The organism is Ruegeria sp. HKCCD7221, assembly GCF_013031225.1.
Taxonomy (GTDB): domain Bacteria; phylum Pseudomonadota; class Alphaproteobacteria; order Rhodobacterales; family Rhodobacteraceae; genus Ruegeria.
Genome location: NZ_WPZE01000003.1, coordinates 297,925 through 314,391, shown reverse-complemented (window position 1 = coordinate 314,391; position 16,467 = coordinate 297,925). Strand labels below are relative to the sequence as shown.

The 16,467-nt window shown below is 58.5% G+C and carries 14 protein-coding genes; 7 read left to right on the top strand and 7 right to left on the bottom strand.

The genetic code is table 11. The annotated features are described in order from the left end of the window. Positions 1–47 precede the first annotated feature (47 nt). Complete coding sequence (locus tag GOX73_RS10605; RefSeq protein WP_171126082.1) at positions 48–776, top strand: SDR family NAD(P)-dependent oxidoreductase; 729 nt, start codon at positions 48–50, stop codon at positions 774–776. 122 nt (positions 777–898) lie between these two features. Here the strand turns inward: GOX73_RS10605 and GOX73_RS10600 are convergent, their stop codons facing one another. From GOX73_RS10600 to GOX73_RS10590, 3 genes are all read right to left on the bottom strand, one after another. Continuing rightward, entirely contained in the window at positions 899–1,387 is a 489-nt protein-coding gene (locus tag GOX73_RS10600) for an acyl-CoA thioesterase (protein ID WP_171134882.1), read from the bottom strand. 20 nt (positions 1,388–1,407) lie between these two features. Further along, a complete protein-coding gene (locus tag GOX73_RS10595; protein ID WP_171126086.1) occupies positions 1,408–3,015 on the bottom strand; it encodes a GMC family oxidoreductase N-terminal domain-containing protein in 1,608 nt (535 codons plus the stop codon). Between the two features lie 87 nt (positions 3,016–3,102). Next, on the bottom strand, positions 3,103–4,143 hold the full coding sequence (locus GOX73_RS10590; protein ID WP_217351003.1) for an alcohol dehydrogenase: 1,041 nt from the start codon (positions 4,141–4,143) through the stop codon (positions 3,103–3,105). Between the two features lie 349 nt (positions 4,144–4,492). Between GOX73_RS10590 and GOX73_RS10585 the strand changes: the two genes are divergently transcribed. From GOX73_RS10585 to GOX73_RS10560, 6 genes are read left to right on the top strand one after another with little or no spacing between them, the layout of a single operon-like run. Beyond that, positions 4,493–6,307 (top strand): class I adenylate-forming enzyme family protein, encoded by a 1,815-nt coding sequence (locus tag GOX73_RS10585; RefSeq protein WP_371808587.1) that lies wholly within the window; start codon positions 4,493–4,495, stop codon positions 6,305–6,307. Next, positions 6,304–7,599, top strand: coding sequence for a 3-hydroxyacyl-CoA dehydrogenase (locus tag GOX73_RS10580; RefSeq protein WP_171126090.1), 1,296 nt, complete (start codon positions 6,304–6,306; stop codon positions 7,597–7,599). Before GOX73_RS10585 ends, GOX73_RS10580 begins: the two co-directional genes overlap by 4 nt. Positions 7,600–7,609: 10 nt before the next feature. Beyond that, positions 7,610–8,386 carry an enoyl-CoA hydratase-related protein gene (locus GOX73_RS10575; RefSeq protein ID WP_171123389.1) on the top strand — a complete coding sequence of 259 codons (777 nt, stop codon included), beginning with the start codon at positions 7,610–7,612 and terminating at the stop codon, positions 8,384–8,386. A 54-nt stretch (positions 8,387–8,440) separates the two neighbouring features. Beyond that, positions 8,441–9,727, top strand: coding sequence for an acyl-CoA dehydrogenase family protein (locus GOX73_RS10570; RefSeq protein ID WP_171123901.1), 1,287 nt, complete (start codon positions 8,441–8,443; stop codon positions 9,725–9,727). A 9-nt stretch (positions 9,728–9,736) separates the two neighbouring features. After that, entirely contained in the window at positions 9,737–10,510 is a 774-nt protein-coding gene (locus GOX73_RS10565; RefSeq protein ID WP_171126093.1) for an SDR family NAD(P)-dependent oxidoreductase, read from the top strand. Positions 10,511–10,520: 10 nt separating this feature from the next. Continuing rightward, positions 10,521–11,306, top strand: a complete 786-nt coding sequence (locus tag GOX73_RS10560; RefSeq protein WP_171126095.1) for an SDR family oxidoreductase — start codon at positions 10,521–10,523, stop codon at positions 11,304–11,306. A 42-nt stretch (positions 11,307–11,348) separates the two neighbouring features. Here GOX73_RS10560 and GOX73_RS10555 read toward each other — a convergent pair whose 3' ends face one another. From GOX73_RS10555 to GOX73_RS10540, 4 genes are all read right to left on the bottom strand, one after another. Further along, complete coding sequence (locus tag GOX73_RS10555; RefSeq protein WP_217351002.1) at positions 11,349–12,362, bottom strand: amidohydrolase; 1,014 nt, start codon at positions 12,360–12,362, stop codon at positions 11,349–11,351. A gap of 110 nt (positions 12,363–12,472) precedes the next feature. Continuing rightward, positions 12,473–14,452: an acetoacetate--CoA ligase gene (locus GOX73_RS10550; RefSeq protein ID WP_171126098.1), complete on the bottom strand. Its 1,980-nt coding sequence runs from the start codon at positions 14,450–14,452 to the stop codon at positions 12,473–12,475. Next, a complete protein-coding gene (locus GOX73_RS10545; protein WP_171126100.1) occupies positions 14,449–15,669 on the bottom strand; it encodes a serine hydrolase in 1,221 nt (406 codons plus the stop codon). The genes GOX73_RS10550 and GOX73_RS10545 overlap by 4 nt, the downstream gene beginning before the upstream one ends. Beyond that, positions 15,666–16,415 (bottom strand): enoyl-CoA hydratase/isomerase family protein, encoded by a 750-nt coding sequence (locus tag GOX73_RS10540; RefSeq protein ID WP_171126102.1) that lies wholly within the window; start codon positions 16,413–16,415, stop codon positions 15,666–15,668. The genes GOX73_RS10545 and GOX73_RS10540 overlap by 4 nt, the downstream gene beginning before the upstream one ends. Positions 16,416–16,467 lie beyond the last annotated feature (52 nt).

The window sequence follows — 16,467 nt, the reverse complement described above, 5'->3', positions numbered from 1 at the left end:
CACATGCATTTGGGTCAGCCGACCTACCCTAAAGAAGGACACTCCTTATGGAACAAAGAGCAGAAACTGTTGTCGTGGTAGGAGCCGGTGATTTCATCGGCGCGGCCATCTGCAAGGCCTTCGCCGCCGAAGGCTTTACTGTGATCGCCGGTCGGCGCAACGGGGATAAACTGCAACCGTTGGTGGATGAGGTCACAGCCGCCGGAGGCCGAATAATCGGCAAAAGTCTGGATGCCCGGGACGAAGATCAGGTCATCGACTTCATCAAGTCCGCCGAAGAGGTTGGCCCGATCGAAGTTTGCATCTTCAACGTCGGCGCGAATGTGAATTTCCCATTCACAGAAACCACGGAACGGGTTTTCCGCAAAGTTTGGGAAATGGCCTGCTACGCCGGTTTTCTAACCGGGCGCGAAGCCGCCAAAGCGATGCTGCCACGCGGAACCGGCAATATCTTTTTCACTGGTGCCACCGCCGGGCTGCGCGGCAATCCAGGCTTTGCCGCCTTTGCCAGCGCCAAGTTTGGCATCCGCGCCGTCGCTGAATGCGCCGCCCGTGAATTGATGCCCAAAGGCATCCATGTGGCGCATCTGGTCATTGATTCCGGCGTTGATACCCAATGGGTGCGCGAAATGATCACCGCCCGCGGAGGCAACCCGGAAGACCGGGTTCTGATGGATCCCGCGTCCGTGGCAAAGACCTATATCCAGCTTTGGAAACAGCCCAAAGACGCGTGGATGTTTGAGACGCAGATTCGACCAAGCGTGGAAACGTGGTAAAGCGGAAGTAGTCGTTTCGGTCGACTCTTGCATCGGCTGACTGTCGGGAATGACAAAAGCTACCCGCCCTCAGCCGCGCAATGCGGTCACAGGGGCATTCCCATGCCCCGTTGACCACTGCCCTAGCGGGGCTGCGCCCCGTCCCATTCGATCATGAGCGGGCGCAACGTTCCTGGAAGGTCCGACTTTGTCCCGTGCTGATCCAGAAAAACCAACACCGCCGAAGCGCTTGCAATCTGGCCATTCCCCCAGATCGCATACTCCATCGTGCAGCTAGAGCGGCCGACCTGCGCAGTGCGCCCCGTCACGATCACATCGTCATCCAGATGAACTGGCTTGAGGTAGTCGATCTGAAACCGTCGGATCACCATCAGATTGGCCCCCGGCGTCGCATATTCCGGCCAACCGTAGGCGCGCAGATAGGCCATGCGGAACGCCTCGATCCAACGCAGGTATTTCACGTTCGAGACATGGTTCTGCGCATCCAAATCCCCGAACGTCGCCCGAAAACCTACCCCGAAATTCCAAGGTTCCGGCACCCCGTACCCGCGCAGGTCGATGGCTTTTATCGGCTCATAATGCTTTGAGATTCTGAATTTTTGCTCGTTCATACTTTGACGTTTTTTGCCTGCTATCCGGCCAATATCATTCTGCTGGCTTTCTCTGCGATCATAATCGTCGGGGCATTGGTATTGCCCGAGGTCAGCTCGGGCATGATCGAACAATCGACAACCCGCAATCCTGCAATCCCGTGAAGCTTCAACTTGGCATCCACAACTGCATCCGGCCCCGGTCCCATTTTACAGGTCCCTGACGGATGGAAGATCGTCACAGCGTGACCGCGCGCCCAGTCCAGCATCGCGTCGTAATCGTCGCTTTCTATCGCGCTGCCCGGCAAAAACTCAGACGCGATATGGCTCGCCAAGGGTGACTGCGCCGCAATCGTGCGGGCGATGCGAATTCCATCGACCAACGTGCGGCAATCGGTTTCCGTAGACAGATAGTTGGGGTGAATTTTGGGATAAGTGGCAGGGTCAGGACCATTCAACAGAATCTGCCCACGACTTTCGGGACGCAACTGGCAGACGGTTGAAGTGAAGCCGAAAAAGTCATGCAGGTTCCCTTCCGCATCATAAGAAAAGGGCTGCACGTGAAACTGAATGTCTGGCGTTTCCAGATCAGGGTGCGTTTTCAGAAACGCAGTAGCATCCGCCGCTGGCATCGACAAAGGCCCGTTCCGGCCCACGAAATAGTATTGGGCGGCGATGGCCGCCTGACGCATCAGCGACTTACCTTCGCGGTTATATGTGGGCACCGACATCCGATGCACCATCTTGGCCTGTAGATGATCCTGCATCGCCTGCCCCACACCCGGAAGCTCGTGACGGGGCTGCACGCCGTTTTCAGACAAGTGATCGGGATTTCCAATCCCCGACAGCATAAGTATCTGAGGCGACCCGATCGACCCGGCCGACAAGATCACCTCGCGCCCGGCCCTAAGCGACACCAATCTACCCGAGCGATCCTTGTAGGTGATGCCTGTACAGCTTTTGCCATCCAGGTCCACGTGCTGCACATGGGCATGCGAGATCACACGCAAATTGGGGCGCGACCTGATCGGTTTCAGAAACGCATTCGCCGTCGAATGACGTTTGCCATAGGCGATGGTTGTCTGAAAAAAGCCGACCCCTTCCTGCCGCTCTGCATTGTGGTCAGGGTTATACGGGTAACCCGCTGCAATTGCAGATTCGACCCATTTCTCACTCAGCGGATGGCGCGAACGAGGGGTGCTGACCGTCATTTCGCCGTCGCTACCCCGCAGGTCAGAGTCGTATTGATCCTCAGCACCCTCCTCGCGCCCTTCGGTGGCTTTGAACAGCGGCAGGACATCCTCCCAGCCCCAGCCTTCGTTGCCCAATTGCCGCCAACGGTCATAATCGGACGGCTGCCCGCGCACGTATAGCAACCCGTTTATCGACGATGACCCTCCAAGCGTCTTGCCGCGCGGCCAGAAAAGCCGCCGCCCGTTTAAGCCGGGATCAGGTTCGGTTGAATAGCACCAGTTATACTTCTCATTTCGAAGCATTTTCACAAAGCCCGCAGGCGCATGAATGAAGGGGCTGTTATCTTTGCCCCCGGCCTCCAGCAATATGACCTTGTTTTTTGGGTCGGCAGTCAGCCGGTTGGCCAACACACAGCCCGCTGAACCTGCCCCAACAATGATGTAATCCGCGTCCACCTGCCCGGCACCTCCCAATACCTATCAATGAAATCCGGCTCCAAGGCCTGCTTTGCTTTCAAACTGCGGGTCGCGCTCAGACCGCTTTCATGGGGTCAGGACGACCCGACCGATAACCTTCCCGTCTTTCAGATCCATCAGCGCGTCGTTGGCGTCCTGTAATGGGCGGCGCGTCACAGGTGCCAAGCTCAACTTGCCTGATTTGGCCAACTCAAGCAGTTCGGACAGTTCGTTCAGATTGCCCACATATGAACCGATCACCGCCATGGCGCGTATTGGGAAATAGACGGTGGGGATTTTCAACTGACCGCCAAACAATCCCACCACAACGATCCGAACGCCCTTGCGCGCGGCGGCCAACCCCAGATTGATCGTGGCCTCGGCGCCCACCAAGTCCAAGACCAACAGGGCCCCTCCCCCGGTGGCGGCTTTGATCTGCTCGTCCGCATCGGGCGCATTGCCATCAATAGCCGCAAGCGCCCCGGCCTCAAGCACGGCGGTGCGCTTTGCCTCGTCAAGATCGACGAAAACGGCCCCCTTGCCACCAAGAGCACGGATCACCCGAAGCGCCATATGCCCAAGTCCACCCGCACCCAGGATCACCACCGGCGTGTCGCGGATATCGTCCCCGAATTTCTTAAGCGCGCTATAGGTGGTCACCCCGGAACAGGCCAAAGGCGCGGCCTCTGCCGGGTCCAGGTCGCCAAGCGTCAGACAATACTTGGCGCGCGGCACCACCACGTATTGCGCATAGCCGCCGGGGGTGAATATCCCAAGGGCCCGCGGTGCATTGGGGCACAAATTCTCTTGATCCTTTGCGCACGTATCGCAGGTGCCACACCCCAGCCAGGGATAGACCAGATAGCTTTCGCCCAGCGCCAAACCCTGCGCTTCGGGACCCAACGCGACCAGTTCACCGACAATCTCATGACCCATCGTCAGGGGAAGCTTTACGCCCCGATCGGACAAGTTCATCACTTGGTTGTCGCCCAGATCATAGCCACCTTCCCAGAAGTGCAGATCAGAGTGACACACGCCCGAGGCACGCACCTTCAACAACACCTCGTCCCCTTCCAGCTCGGGCAGGTCCTGCACGATTTTCTGCAGCGGCGCCTGGTGTTCGGTCACGCAATAACACTCATTTTTCATGGTCTGGCCTCTTGTTTTTCGTATCGCAATTGCTTGGAAATGTTGCCATTCAGCCGCATCTGCATGATGATCATCATCCCATCAAGCCTATCGTGATGTCAACAAAACTTGCTCCCTTTACCATCGACCCATTGCGACCTGCATGATGCATGTCATGCCCTTCGACAGGCAGATCGCCGCTGTGTGAAAAGGGGTCGACTAACTGCCCAGCGCAAAAAGTCAGCGTCACAATCGCAAAACCGGGAAATATCACTTTTGCGGAACATTGTTCCGTACAGCGGTCTTGGCACAGCTAAGAAACCGCTCTAACATCCTTGAGGGAGGAGTCGTGGTTCCACCCAATGGGATGCCACGCGCATGGGAGGATATCGCTTTGATTTTGACAGGCGCGGTTGATGCGTGGCTGAAAGACTATGCGCACGGCAGCAACGGAACCTCGGCTATGACGCCTGAACAGGCCGTGCACTACCTGATCGCAAATGAACCGATTTACGAGCTGTCCCAAGCCCGGATTCGCGGGGTCGAGACCCGCGTATTCAAGAACATCCCCGGTCACATCCGCGCCCTGATGCAACTCAGCCGGGCCGATCAAGGCGACGGTGCGGCGGATTATCTGGTGTTTGGCGAAGAACGCTGGACTTATGATGAGTTCTGCTCGGAAACAAACAGAATAGCGCACGCACTTACAACCGAACTTGGGGTGCGCAAGGGGCAGCCAGTCGCAATCGCAATGCGCAATTGCCCCGAGTTTCTGTTTCTGTTCACAGCGATCGCGTCAATCGGTGCGGTGACTGTCTTTTTGAATGGCTGGTGGACCACGGAAGAGTTGGACTATGCCCTGCAAGACAGCGGCGCAAAGATCGTTTTCGGCGATCGGATAAGGGTCGAACGTCTGCTACCATTGCAAGCCGAAAGGGATATTCAGGTGATCGGGGTGCGCGATGGCGGTGACCTGACACCGATCAACTATGCCTCGCTGCTGGACGCCAGTTCAGATGATAGCTGGCCGCAGGTCGAAATCGACACCGATGACGACATGGGGATCATGTATTCTTCGGGGACAACCGGCCACCCCAAGGGGGTTGTTCTGACCCATCGCGGCGCGATGAGCGCGGTGTTTTCCTGGTCGATGGTCATGACTGCGGCCCCGCTGGTTACCCCCCCTGCCGCAGATGACCCTGCACCGCTGCGCCCGGCCAAATTAGTGGTGACGCCGCTATTCCACGTCACTGCAACTCATCCTGTCTTTCTGTTTTCGATCCCGTCCGGCGCCAAGCTTGTGGTGATGGAGAAATGGGACACTGACCGCGCCGTTCAGTTAATACAGGAAGAACAGATCACCCGGTTTCTGGGTGTTCCGACCCAAACCCACGACCTGATGGAGGCCGCTGTGCGAATGGGTCAGCCCCTTGAAACGCTGGACTTCATTAACTCGGGTGGCGCAAAGCGGCCTCCGCCGCAGGTGGGGGAGCTGGCTCAGGTTTTTCCGGCTGCTCAAATCGCAACCGGATGGGGCATGACCGAGACTAACGCACTCGGCATGGGCACAGCTGGGGAAGACTATGTCGCCCGCCCCGGATCGGCGGGTCGGTTGTATCCGCCGGTGCAAGAACTGCGCTTCCTAGACGATGAAGGGCGGGACGTGCCGACGGGCGAGGTCGGAGAGATCACTATCAAAAGCCCCACGATCATGCGCTGCTATCTGAACAAGCCCGAGGCCACCGCCGAGGTTCTGAACGAAGGCTGGCTGCGCTCTGGCGATCTGGGGTTTATCGACGCAGACGGCTTTGTCACTATCGTGGATCGCAAAAAGAATATCATCATCCGCGGGGGCGAAAACATCGCCTGCCTGGATGTCGAAGGCGCGCTGCACAAACATCCTTCGGTGGCCGAAGCCTGCGCGTTTTCCATACCGCACAAAAGATTGGGCGAAGTCGTCGGGGCCGGTGTTCAGTTGCGCGACGGTCATCACGCAACCGCGCAGGAAATTCAGGATTATCTGGCGAAACACATCGCCAAATTCAAAATTCCGGAACACTTGTGGTTGCACTCAGACCCCCTGCCGCGGGGCGCCACAGACAAGCTCGACCGGCGCGCGTTGCGCGCTCAGTGTATAAAATCATTAAATGGAACAGATGCATGAACACCCAAGACACCCTCGTTGCGTATCACGCCTCGGCTGGTAAGGCTGCCTGGAACGTACCGGATATCGACACCGCAACCCCCAGACGCACGGTAAAGACCGTCGGCATCATAGGTGCAGGCACAATGGGCGGGGGCATCTCTATGAATTTTGCCACCGCAGGCTATGATGTAAAGATCGTCGACACCCAACAAGAGGCGCTGGACCGCGGCCTTTCCGTGGTGCGCAGCAACTATCAGCGCAGCGCCGACCGGGGCCGGTTCCCTCAGTCCGAGGTCGACATTCGCATGGCGCGATACGACGGCTGCCTCTCGCTGGAGGATCTGGCAGACTGCGATTTGGTGATCGAAGCCGTGTTCGAGGACATTGGGCTGAAGCGCAAAATCTTCACCGATCTGGACCGGATCATGAAACCGGGCGCGATTTTGGCCACCAACACCTCGGCGCTGGACATTGACGAGATTGCCTCGGTGACCAGCCGCCCCCAAGACGTTATCGGATTGCACTTTTTCTCGCCTGCCAATGTGATGAAGCTTCTGGAAATCGTCCGGGCGGAACACACAGCACAGGATGTTCTGGCCACCTGTCTGGATGTAGCGCTTGAGATCAACAAGATTGCTGTTGTCGTCGGGGTCTGCCCGGGGTTTGTCGGCAACCGGATGCTGTTCAAACGACAGGATCAGGCGATGAAGCTGGTCTATCGCGGCGTGATGCCATGGGATGTCGATGCGGCACTGAACGCTTTTGGCTTCAAGATGGGACCGTTTCAAATGGCGGACCTGGCCGGGCTGGACATCGGCTGGTCAAAGGGGGCCACAACCGACAATCCGATCCGTGACGCTCTGTGCGAACTGGACCGCCGGGGCCAAAAAACCAAGGCCGGGTACTATGACTACGACGAAAACCGCACGCCTGTTCCGTCGGAAGAAACCGCGAAAATCATCACTGACATTACCGGGGCAGAGCCTTTCCAAATGTCGCAGGACGACATAATCGACGTCTGCATCTGCCCGATGATCAATGAGGCGTTGAAGATCCTTGAGGAAAACAAGGCACAGCGCCCGTCGGATGTCGATGTGGTCTGGATCAACGGCTATGGCTGGCCTGCGGACAAGGGCGGCCCGATGTATTACGGCGACATGATCGGCGCGGCCAAAGTGCTGGAGGTCATGGAAAAACTGGGGGCTGAAGACCCTGACTTTGCGCCTGCCGAGATGCTGCGAAAGCTTGCTGCCGAAGGTGGGAAATTTACTGAAATTGACACCGGTGGTCTGAAAACCGCACGCGTCTGAAGGAGACATCATGTCATACGAATTCATCACCACCGAACAACGGGGCAATGTCCTGCTGGTCACCATGAACCGCCCCGAGGTTTACAATGCCGTCCATGCCCCGATGCATCACGAAATGGCCGATTGCTGGGACAAGTTTGCCGCCGCCGAGGATCAATGGGTCGCCGTTCTGACCGGCGCAGGGGATAAGGCGTTCACGGCAGGCAACGACCTGAAATTCACCGCCAAACATGGCCCGCAACCGATCCCCGAGACCGGGTTTGCCGGGCTGGCCATGCGCTATGATCTGGAAAAGCCGGTCATCGCAGCCGTTAACGGCTTTGCCATGGGCGGCGGGTTTGAAACCGCACTGAGCTGCGACATCATTCTGGCTTCGGACCGCGCAAAATTCGCCTTGCCCGAAGTGAAAGTCGGCTTTTTCGCCGCCGCGTCCGGCGTGCAGCGTCTGAGCCGCTATATCGGCCGCCTCGCGGCGCAAGAGATGATGATTACCGGCCGCACCGTTGACGCGGACGAAGCCTTGAAACTGGGTTGCGTGAACGAAGTTGTCCCGCATGACGATCTGATGACCCGCGCGATGGCACTGGCGGATGACATCTGCAGCGTGTCACCGTCGTCTGTAAAGGCCACCAAACGTGTGTTGAACCGAATGGCCCAGATCGAGGGTTTTGGCGAAAGCATGGAGCATTCGCGCGAGGTACTGAAAGATCTGGCCCAGACCGAGGATTTCAAAGAAGGCGTGCAAGCCTTTGCCGAGAAACGCAAGCCCAATTGGGTCAACCGCTAAACGAGCCGCGCTCGTCAAAACAGGAGACCTGACATGGTCCAAACCGTTGCAGATATGAATAATCTGGAAATGTCCGAAGGGGCCAAGCCGCTTTTGGAAAAGGTGATCAAGCACATCGCTGAAAACGTCGATCCTATTACCGAAGAATATCACCGGCTAGGCCATGGCCGGGCCGACCGCTGGTCCTATGCCCCCGGTCAGCTTGAACTGTTGGAAACCGCCAAGCAAAAGGCGCGCGATGCGGGGCTGTGGAATTTTTTCCTTCCCAATGCCGAAACCGGCGAGGGTCTGTCGAACCTCGACTATGCCTATATCGCCGCTGAACTGGGCAAAAACCCCTTGGCCTCGGAAACGCTGAACTGCTCGGCCCCCGATACCGGCAACATGGAAGTGCTGGAGCGGATCGGAACCGAAGAACAAAAGGAAAAATGGCTGAAACCTCTGCTGGCCGGTGAAATCCGGTCGGCTTTTGCTATGACGGAACCGGACAGGGCCTCATCTGACGCGCGCAATATCAGCACCCGCGCCGTGCTGGAAAACGGCGAGTGGGTCATCAATGGCGAGAAATATTACATCTCGGGCGCGGGCGATCCGCGCTGCAAGATCATGATCGTGATGGTGAAAACCTCGCCCGACGCAGAGACATTCCGTCAGCAAAGCCAGATCCTAGTGCCGATGGACACGCCGGGTGTCGAGATCGTAGGCCCTATGCATGTTTTCGGTCAGGATGACGCTCCGCATGGGCATATGCAGATCCGGTTCACCAATGTGCGCGTCCCCGAAAGCAACATCTTGTGGGGCGAAGGGCGCGGGTTCGAAATCTCGCAATTGCGGCTTGGGCCGGGGCGAATTCACCATTGCATGCGCTCAATCGGTCAAGCGGAAAGGGCACTAGACCTGATGATCGCGCGCGGTATCAGCCGCGAGGCGTTTGGCAGAAAACTTCTGGATCTGGGCAAGAACATGGAAACCCTGTCCCGCATGCGGATCGAGATCGAGGCGATGCGCCTGATGGTCCTCAAGGCCGCCAAGGCGATGGACACGATGGGCAACAAAGAGGCGCGCATCTGGGTGTCGATGATCAAGGCGATGGTGCCGGAAAAAGTCTGTCAAATCATTGATCAGGCCATGCAAATCCACGGCGCGACCGGTATTTCGCAATGGTCGCCGCTGTCCGAGATGTATACTGGCCAGCGCACCCTGCGTTTTGCTGATGGCCCGGATGAAGTCCACCACGCCGTCGTCGCGCGGGCAGAGGTCAAGGATTATTTGGCTTCTAACGAACGTCAGGCAGGTACATCAGCCGGAACAAAAGGCGGAAGGCAGTTCGACGGGCCGTAAGGAAAAACGATGAACAACATGTTTGATCTGACCGGGCGTAATGCCCTGCTGACCGGCGCGTCCCGCGGGATGGGGCTGGAAATGGCAAAAGGATTGGCACAGCAAGGGGCCAATGTGGTGATCTCGGCGCGAAAGATCGAAGCGCTTGAGGCCGCCACCGCCGAAATCAACGACGCCGTGGGTCGCAAGGCCGCAACACCATTGACCTGCAACATCGGCAACAGGCAAGAGGTTGAGGCACTGGCCAAAGCAGCCCGCGAAACGGTGGGGCCGATCTCGGTCCTGATCGGAAACGCTGGCGTGAACCCGTTCTACGGCTCAATGCGCGACATCACGGATGAAGCCTTTGAAAAGACCATGCAGGCCAACGTCCAGTCGAACCTGTGGCTGGCAAATGCTGTCTTCCCGGATATGGAGGGGCTGGGCGGCGGTTCGATGCTGTTCACCTCGTCCGTCGGTGCGTTCAAGCCATCTGACACGCTGGGCACATACAACATCTCGAAACTGGCGCTGATCGCGCTGGTGCGAAACCTGGCGATGGAAATGGGTCCGGCGGGGGTGCGGGTCAATGCGCTATGCCCCGGTGTGGTTAAGACCGAGTTCGCCCGCGCCCTGTGGGACAATCCAAAAATAGCGGGATCCTACCTGCGCCAGGTGCCCCTGCGCCGACTGGGAGAGCCAGAGGATTTCACCGGTATCGCAGCGTTCATGGCCTCTGACGCCAGCCGCTATATCACGGGTCAGGCGCTGACCGTGGATGGCGGCGCCGTGATGTGGACCTAAGGGGAAAGCCATGGAAATCGAAGGACAAATCGTTGTCGTAACCGGTGCCGCCAGTGGCATCGGTAAAGCTTTGGCTGCGGCCTTTGCTGCGGCGGGTGCCAAATCGGTTGTTTGCGCCGACCTGAACCTGCCCGGCGCGGAAGAGACCGCGAACCAGATCAGCGGCGTCGCCATCAAAGCAGATGTCTCGAAAGAGGATGACATTGCCGCGCTGATCGACAGAACCGAAACCGAGGTTGGGCCGATCGGTATCTTCTGCTCTAACGCGGGTATCCTCAGTATCGGTGGGCCTGAAACCGACAACGACATCTGGCAAGGTATGTGGGAGGTCAACGTGATGTCCCATATCTGGGCGGCGCGCCATGTGGTGCCACGGATGATAGAACGCGGGGGTGGTTATCTGCTGAACACCGCTTCGGCTGCTGGACTGCTCAATCAGGTTGGCTCGATGGCTTATGGGGTTACCAAACACGCCGCGGTCGGAGCTGCCGAATGGCTGGCCTTCACCTATCGCGATCAGGGCATCGGGGTGTCGCTGCTCTGCCCGCAGGCGGTTCGGTCCGAAATGACGCGCGGACACGAGGACGGAGTGGCCTCGCAAGACGGTATGTTAGAAGCCGAACCCGTGGCCGAAGCCTGCCTGCAGGCCATCCGAGACGAAACTTTCCTGATCCTGCCGCACCCCGAGGTGCTGGGTTATATGCGCAACAAGACCGATAACTACGACAGGTGGTTGGGGGGCATGCGCAAACTCAACCGGTTTTACGGCGCGGCCATGACCGGAACGCCGAAATAAAGCACCCCGTTTAGCCTCCGCAATCGACATAGAGGACGCTGGTCACAGGTCATAAACCCTGCGGGCCGTGCTGCTGAACAGCGCGGCCTTTTCTTTCTCGCTGTAATCGGCGGCGATCTTCTTCAGGCCGTTCCACAACACCGGATAGCTGATCGAGATACGGTCGACCGGAAAGTTGCTTTCGAACATGCAGCGCCGGGCCCCGAAACAGGCGATCATGTGGTGATACCAGGGGGCCATGACATCGACGAATTCATCCGAACCCGGTGGCTGGCTGCGATCATGCCAGCCCCACCCATTATCGGGCATGGCCATGCCGCCCAGCTTGGCAATCACATTGGGACATTCCGCAAGGGCTGCGATGTCATCTTTCCATTGGGCAAAGATGCTGTCGCGTTGTCCAGAAAACCGCCCCACGCCCAGAGGCGTAGACAGGTGATCCAGAACCAGTGTGGTACCCGGCACTGCTCGGGCCAGATCTGTAAAAGCGGGCAGTTGGTGATGATACTGCCACGTGTCATAAGTCAGCCCCCGCGCACCCAGGAGCGCCACGCCCCTGCGAAAATCCGGGTCCGAATATAGGTCTTTCGGCCCCCGACCCGGCAGGAACAATTGTTCAGGCTCGGCATCTCGGGCTCCGGCGTGGCGGATTCCCTTGAACAACCCCTGCCCCGCAGCGACATGAGCATCCAGAACGGCGTCCAAATCCGGGTTCCGCAGATCGGCAAAACCGACAATCCCAGTCAGACGCGCCGGGCCGGTATGGGCGCGGGCCAATGCCGCGACCTGCCGGGTTTCGCCTACCGGGGCAAGCGGGTCTGACGATGTTGGATCATAGTAAGAACGGCATTCCATATAGACCGTTTCAACCACGTTATGCCCGCTTGAAGTATCGGCCTGCAGCTCGGCCATCTCATAGACATACCCATGCCGCACCCACAAATGATGATGCGGATCGACGATCTCGCGCTCGGGGTCGATGATATTTTCGGTGGTTTGCGCCAGCCAGTCGTCACGCGCGGCCATGCGGGGAATCCAAGCTTTATCGACTTTCATCACGCCTCCTTAGTTGCGTAATATTCCCGTTCTTCATTTCAGAATGGTAAAGGTCCTTTTGGCGCTAAGTCGCAGGGGCTGGCCGCTAGGCAAAACCTATGTGCGCAAAATCACCCCCGCACCAGATCCTCCTCGCGCAATTTGGTGTAGTCGACAAAGAAGTCGAAACTGCCGGGGTTCGACATGGAATCCCGATTGACCACATGGGCAGGATCACCACCCAAAAGCAGCTTTTTCACCGGAACTTCCAACTTCTTGCCCGACAAGGTACGCGGCACCTCGGTGATTTGAATGATTTCGTTGGGGACAAAGCGCGCGGAAATGGCGCTGCGGATTGCACCATTGATCTTGTCCTTCATAGACTCGTCCAACGTCAGACCTTCGGCCAGCACCACGAAAAGCGGCATGAAACTGTCGCGGCCCAGAAACTCAAGATCAACCACCAGTGAATCCATCACTTCCGCCAACCCCTCAACGGCCTGATAAATCTCGGACGAGCCCAGCCGCAGCCCCTTGCGGTTAATGGTGGCGTCCGAACGGCCATAGATTACCGAGGCGCCCTCGGGCGTGATTTCGATCCAGTCGCCATGCCGCCAGATGCCGGGATAAGTGTCGAAATAACTGTCATGCAGGCGCGATCCATCCTCATCCCCCCAGAAATACAGGGGCATTGAAGGTAGCGGTTCAGTGCATACCAGTTCACCAACAGTGTCGAACACCTCATTTCCGGCCTCGTCGAAGGCGCGCACGGCATTGCCCAGCATTCGGCACTGCATTTCACCTGCGCGCACGGGCAGCATCGGGTTGCCGCCTACAAACGCGCTGGCAATGTCGGTCCCGCCCGAGATCGGGGCCAGCCAAAGATCGGACTTCACGTTGCCGTAAATCCAGTCATAGCCATCCGCACTCAGCGGTGATCCGGTCGATCCCAGACCCTTGAGCGCGGACAGGCCCAGATCGGCAGGACGTATGCCTGCCTTGAGGCAAGCCTCATAAAACGCGGCCCCCGCCCCCAGAAACGTCAGCCGGTTCCGGGCGGCAAAACGCCAAAAGGCCATCATGTCCGGATGATTGGGCGCAGCATCGAACAACGCGGCTGTCGCCCCTTGGCCCAGTGCCGATAGCTGTGTGTTCCACATGATCCAGCCAGATGACGTCATCCACGCATAGCTGTCGGTTTGCGTCAGGTTCTGGTGCAGGCTGCGCTTTGCGCTTTCAAGCAGCACGCCGCCATGACCATGCACGATGGGTTTGGGATTCCCCGTCGTGCCCGAGGAATAGACAATCCACAGCGGATGATCAAAGGGGACGGGCGTGCTTTGGTACGTCGCATCGCCCTGTGTCAGCGGGCCGAAAGCGTGCGCATCATCAGGAACCTCGCCCGCAACGGGCACCCAAAGTGTGTGCTGCACCGAAGGCAACCCAGAGCGGATTTCTTGCAGCAGGGACCGACGGTCAATTTCTTTCCCCGCATGGGTATAGCCGTCCTGCACGATCAACACCTTGGGTTCGATCTGTCGGAACCTGTCCAGAATGGCAACACGCCCCATGTCGGGCGCGCAAAGCGACCAGATCGCGCCCAGACTGGCCGCTGCAAGGCAGGCAATAAGCGCCGTTTCGGTGTTGGGAAGGACGGCGACCACGCGATCGCCCTGCCCCACCCCCATCTGTCGCAGGTTCGCGGCCAGATTCGCCACGCGATCACGCAGCTCGGTCCATGTCAGTGACGCCACCCCAAAGGTCTCGGATTCAATGATCAGCGCAGTCGCGTCGGGCTGGCCCTCTGCCCACCGCAATACCTGATCGCTGTAATTCAGCATCGTGCCGGGGCACCAGAGCGCGCCGGGCATCTTCCGTTCGGCCAAGAAAATCGTGGGTTCCACACTGGCACGAAGATCGAAGAATTCCCAAACGGCAGACCAGAACCCTTCAAGATCCGTGACACTCCAATTCCAGAGCGCGGGGTAATCGGCAAATTCCAAACCCCGTTCGGCCCCAAGCCAGCGAATGAACCCGGCCATGGGGGTAGCCTGCGCCTGTTCCAGCGTTGGTTGCCAAAGGATCGGACGGCCAGTGTTTTGCCCAGTCATGCGATCAAAGCTCCGTGGATCAGGGCGCGCAATTGCGCACGCGATGGATAGGATGAACTGGGCGAAAGTTGGGTAAAGAACACAACGCTCATCTGATGCACCGGGTCGACCCAGAACGCGGTCGAGGCCATGCCACCCCAGGCAAAATCCCCGACACTGCCGGGCACGCCCACCCGACCGGGGTTCAGCGTCACAGACCCGCCGATGCCGAAACCGGTGCCGACCATTGGCTGTTCGGCAAAACTGGGGATGCCCATCTCGGCAATATCGCCCTTCAGATGGTTCGTCATCATGAAGACCAGCGTCTTGGGCGACAGAATACGATGATCGCCTGCATCACCGCCACGCCGCAGCATCTCGGTAAATTTCATATAGTCGTCGATGGTGCCAACCAGCCCGCCGCCACCCGAGCGTTGCTTGGTGGTGTGATAGGGCGAGGTCTTGCGATCATCGGCCAAACGCAAAGTATCCCCTCCGTCTTTAGCCGCATTCAGCGCCATCGGATCATCGAGCGGCGTATAGAGATTGGCAAACCGGTCACCCGCATCCGCAGGCACATTGAAAGCGGTTTCCGTCATGCCAAGTGGCTGGAAAATCTCTTCATCAAAGAACTGGTCCAGTGTCTTGCCCGAAGCGACTTCGACCACCCGACCTGCGATGTCGATGCCAACCGAATACATCCAGCGGGCGCCGGGCTGAAACGCCAGTGGTAGTGCCGCGACCTTGTCAGCCACCTCGGCCAAAGTGCCGCGTTTGGGGGTGAAATCCAGCCTTTGATCCGCCATCGCCTCGGCCACCAGACCGGGGTTGAAGGAATAGCTGAGACCACTGGTGTGCGTCAGCAGTTGCTGCAAGGTCGGCGTAGCAGCCGGTTCCGTCTGATCCAAGCGAGTGGCGCCCGGGATCAGCGCCTGCATCCGGGCAAAACCCGGAATGAACTCGGATACTGGCGCGCCCAAATGGATCAGGCCCCGTTCCACCAGTGTCATCAGCGCCACAGACGTCACCGGTTTGGTCATGGAATAGATGCGCGCAATGGTATCGCGGGTGAAGGGCAGGTCCTCTTCGATGTTGCGCAGACCGCTATCGGCATAGAACACCTCGGTCCCGTTACGCTTGACCAGGACCGAGGCCCCGGGGTATTTGCGCGCCTCAACATAGCTTTGCATCCAGGGCCGGATACGCTCCAGCCGCGCCAAGTCGAACCCTTCGCTCATGCCAGCATCCTTTGCATAGCGTCGCGGGTTTCTTCGTTGAACCAAGACCGGTCCGTGTCACCCGCCAACCGTTTCATTTCAGCCTCGATCACTTCAATTGCCGGGGCGCGAAGCTGCCGCTTGACCCGGCCATAAGTCAGGGCGGGCAAGCTGGCCAGCTCTTGCGCTTTGCTTCGCGCGGCATCCAACAGGGTTTCAACCTCGACCAACTCATCCACCACACCTTGCGCCGCAGCATCTTCTGCGTGGATCGGCTGGCCGGTCAGAAGGAACCGCCGCAGCGTGTTGGGTTCAAGCGTTGCGCGCGCGATCTCAAGCGGGCCAATGGGCAGGTCAACGCCCACGCGGATTTCGGCCAGACCGAAACTGGCCTTCGGACCAGCCACACGCCAATCTGCTGCAAGTACAAAGAAAAACCCACCTGCGATGGCTGCCCCGTTCACGGCGGCAACAAGCGGTTTCGGAAAACAGAACTGGGTGAGGAATGCATGATTCAACGCATCCACCAGACCGTTTTGCGCCTCGCGATCCAAATCCATGGCGTCCTTTAGGTCCAGACCGGCGGAAAAAACCTTGCAGGCGCTTTCCAGAACCACCGCGCGCACATCGTCGCGCGCTGAAAAATTGTTTAGCGCGTCGACAAAGCCGTACAGAAAATCAGGGTCCAGAGCGTTCACCGGCCCCCGCGCCAACGTCAACGCCATCACGCCGTCACCCAAATCGCGACTTTTCAAAAATTCGGTCATCTTCCCCCCTTCAACGGGATCATCATCCCGATCATCCAACCGGCATAGGACC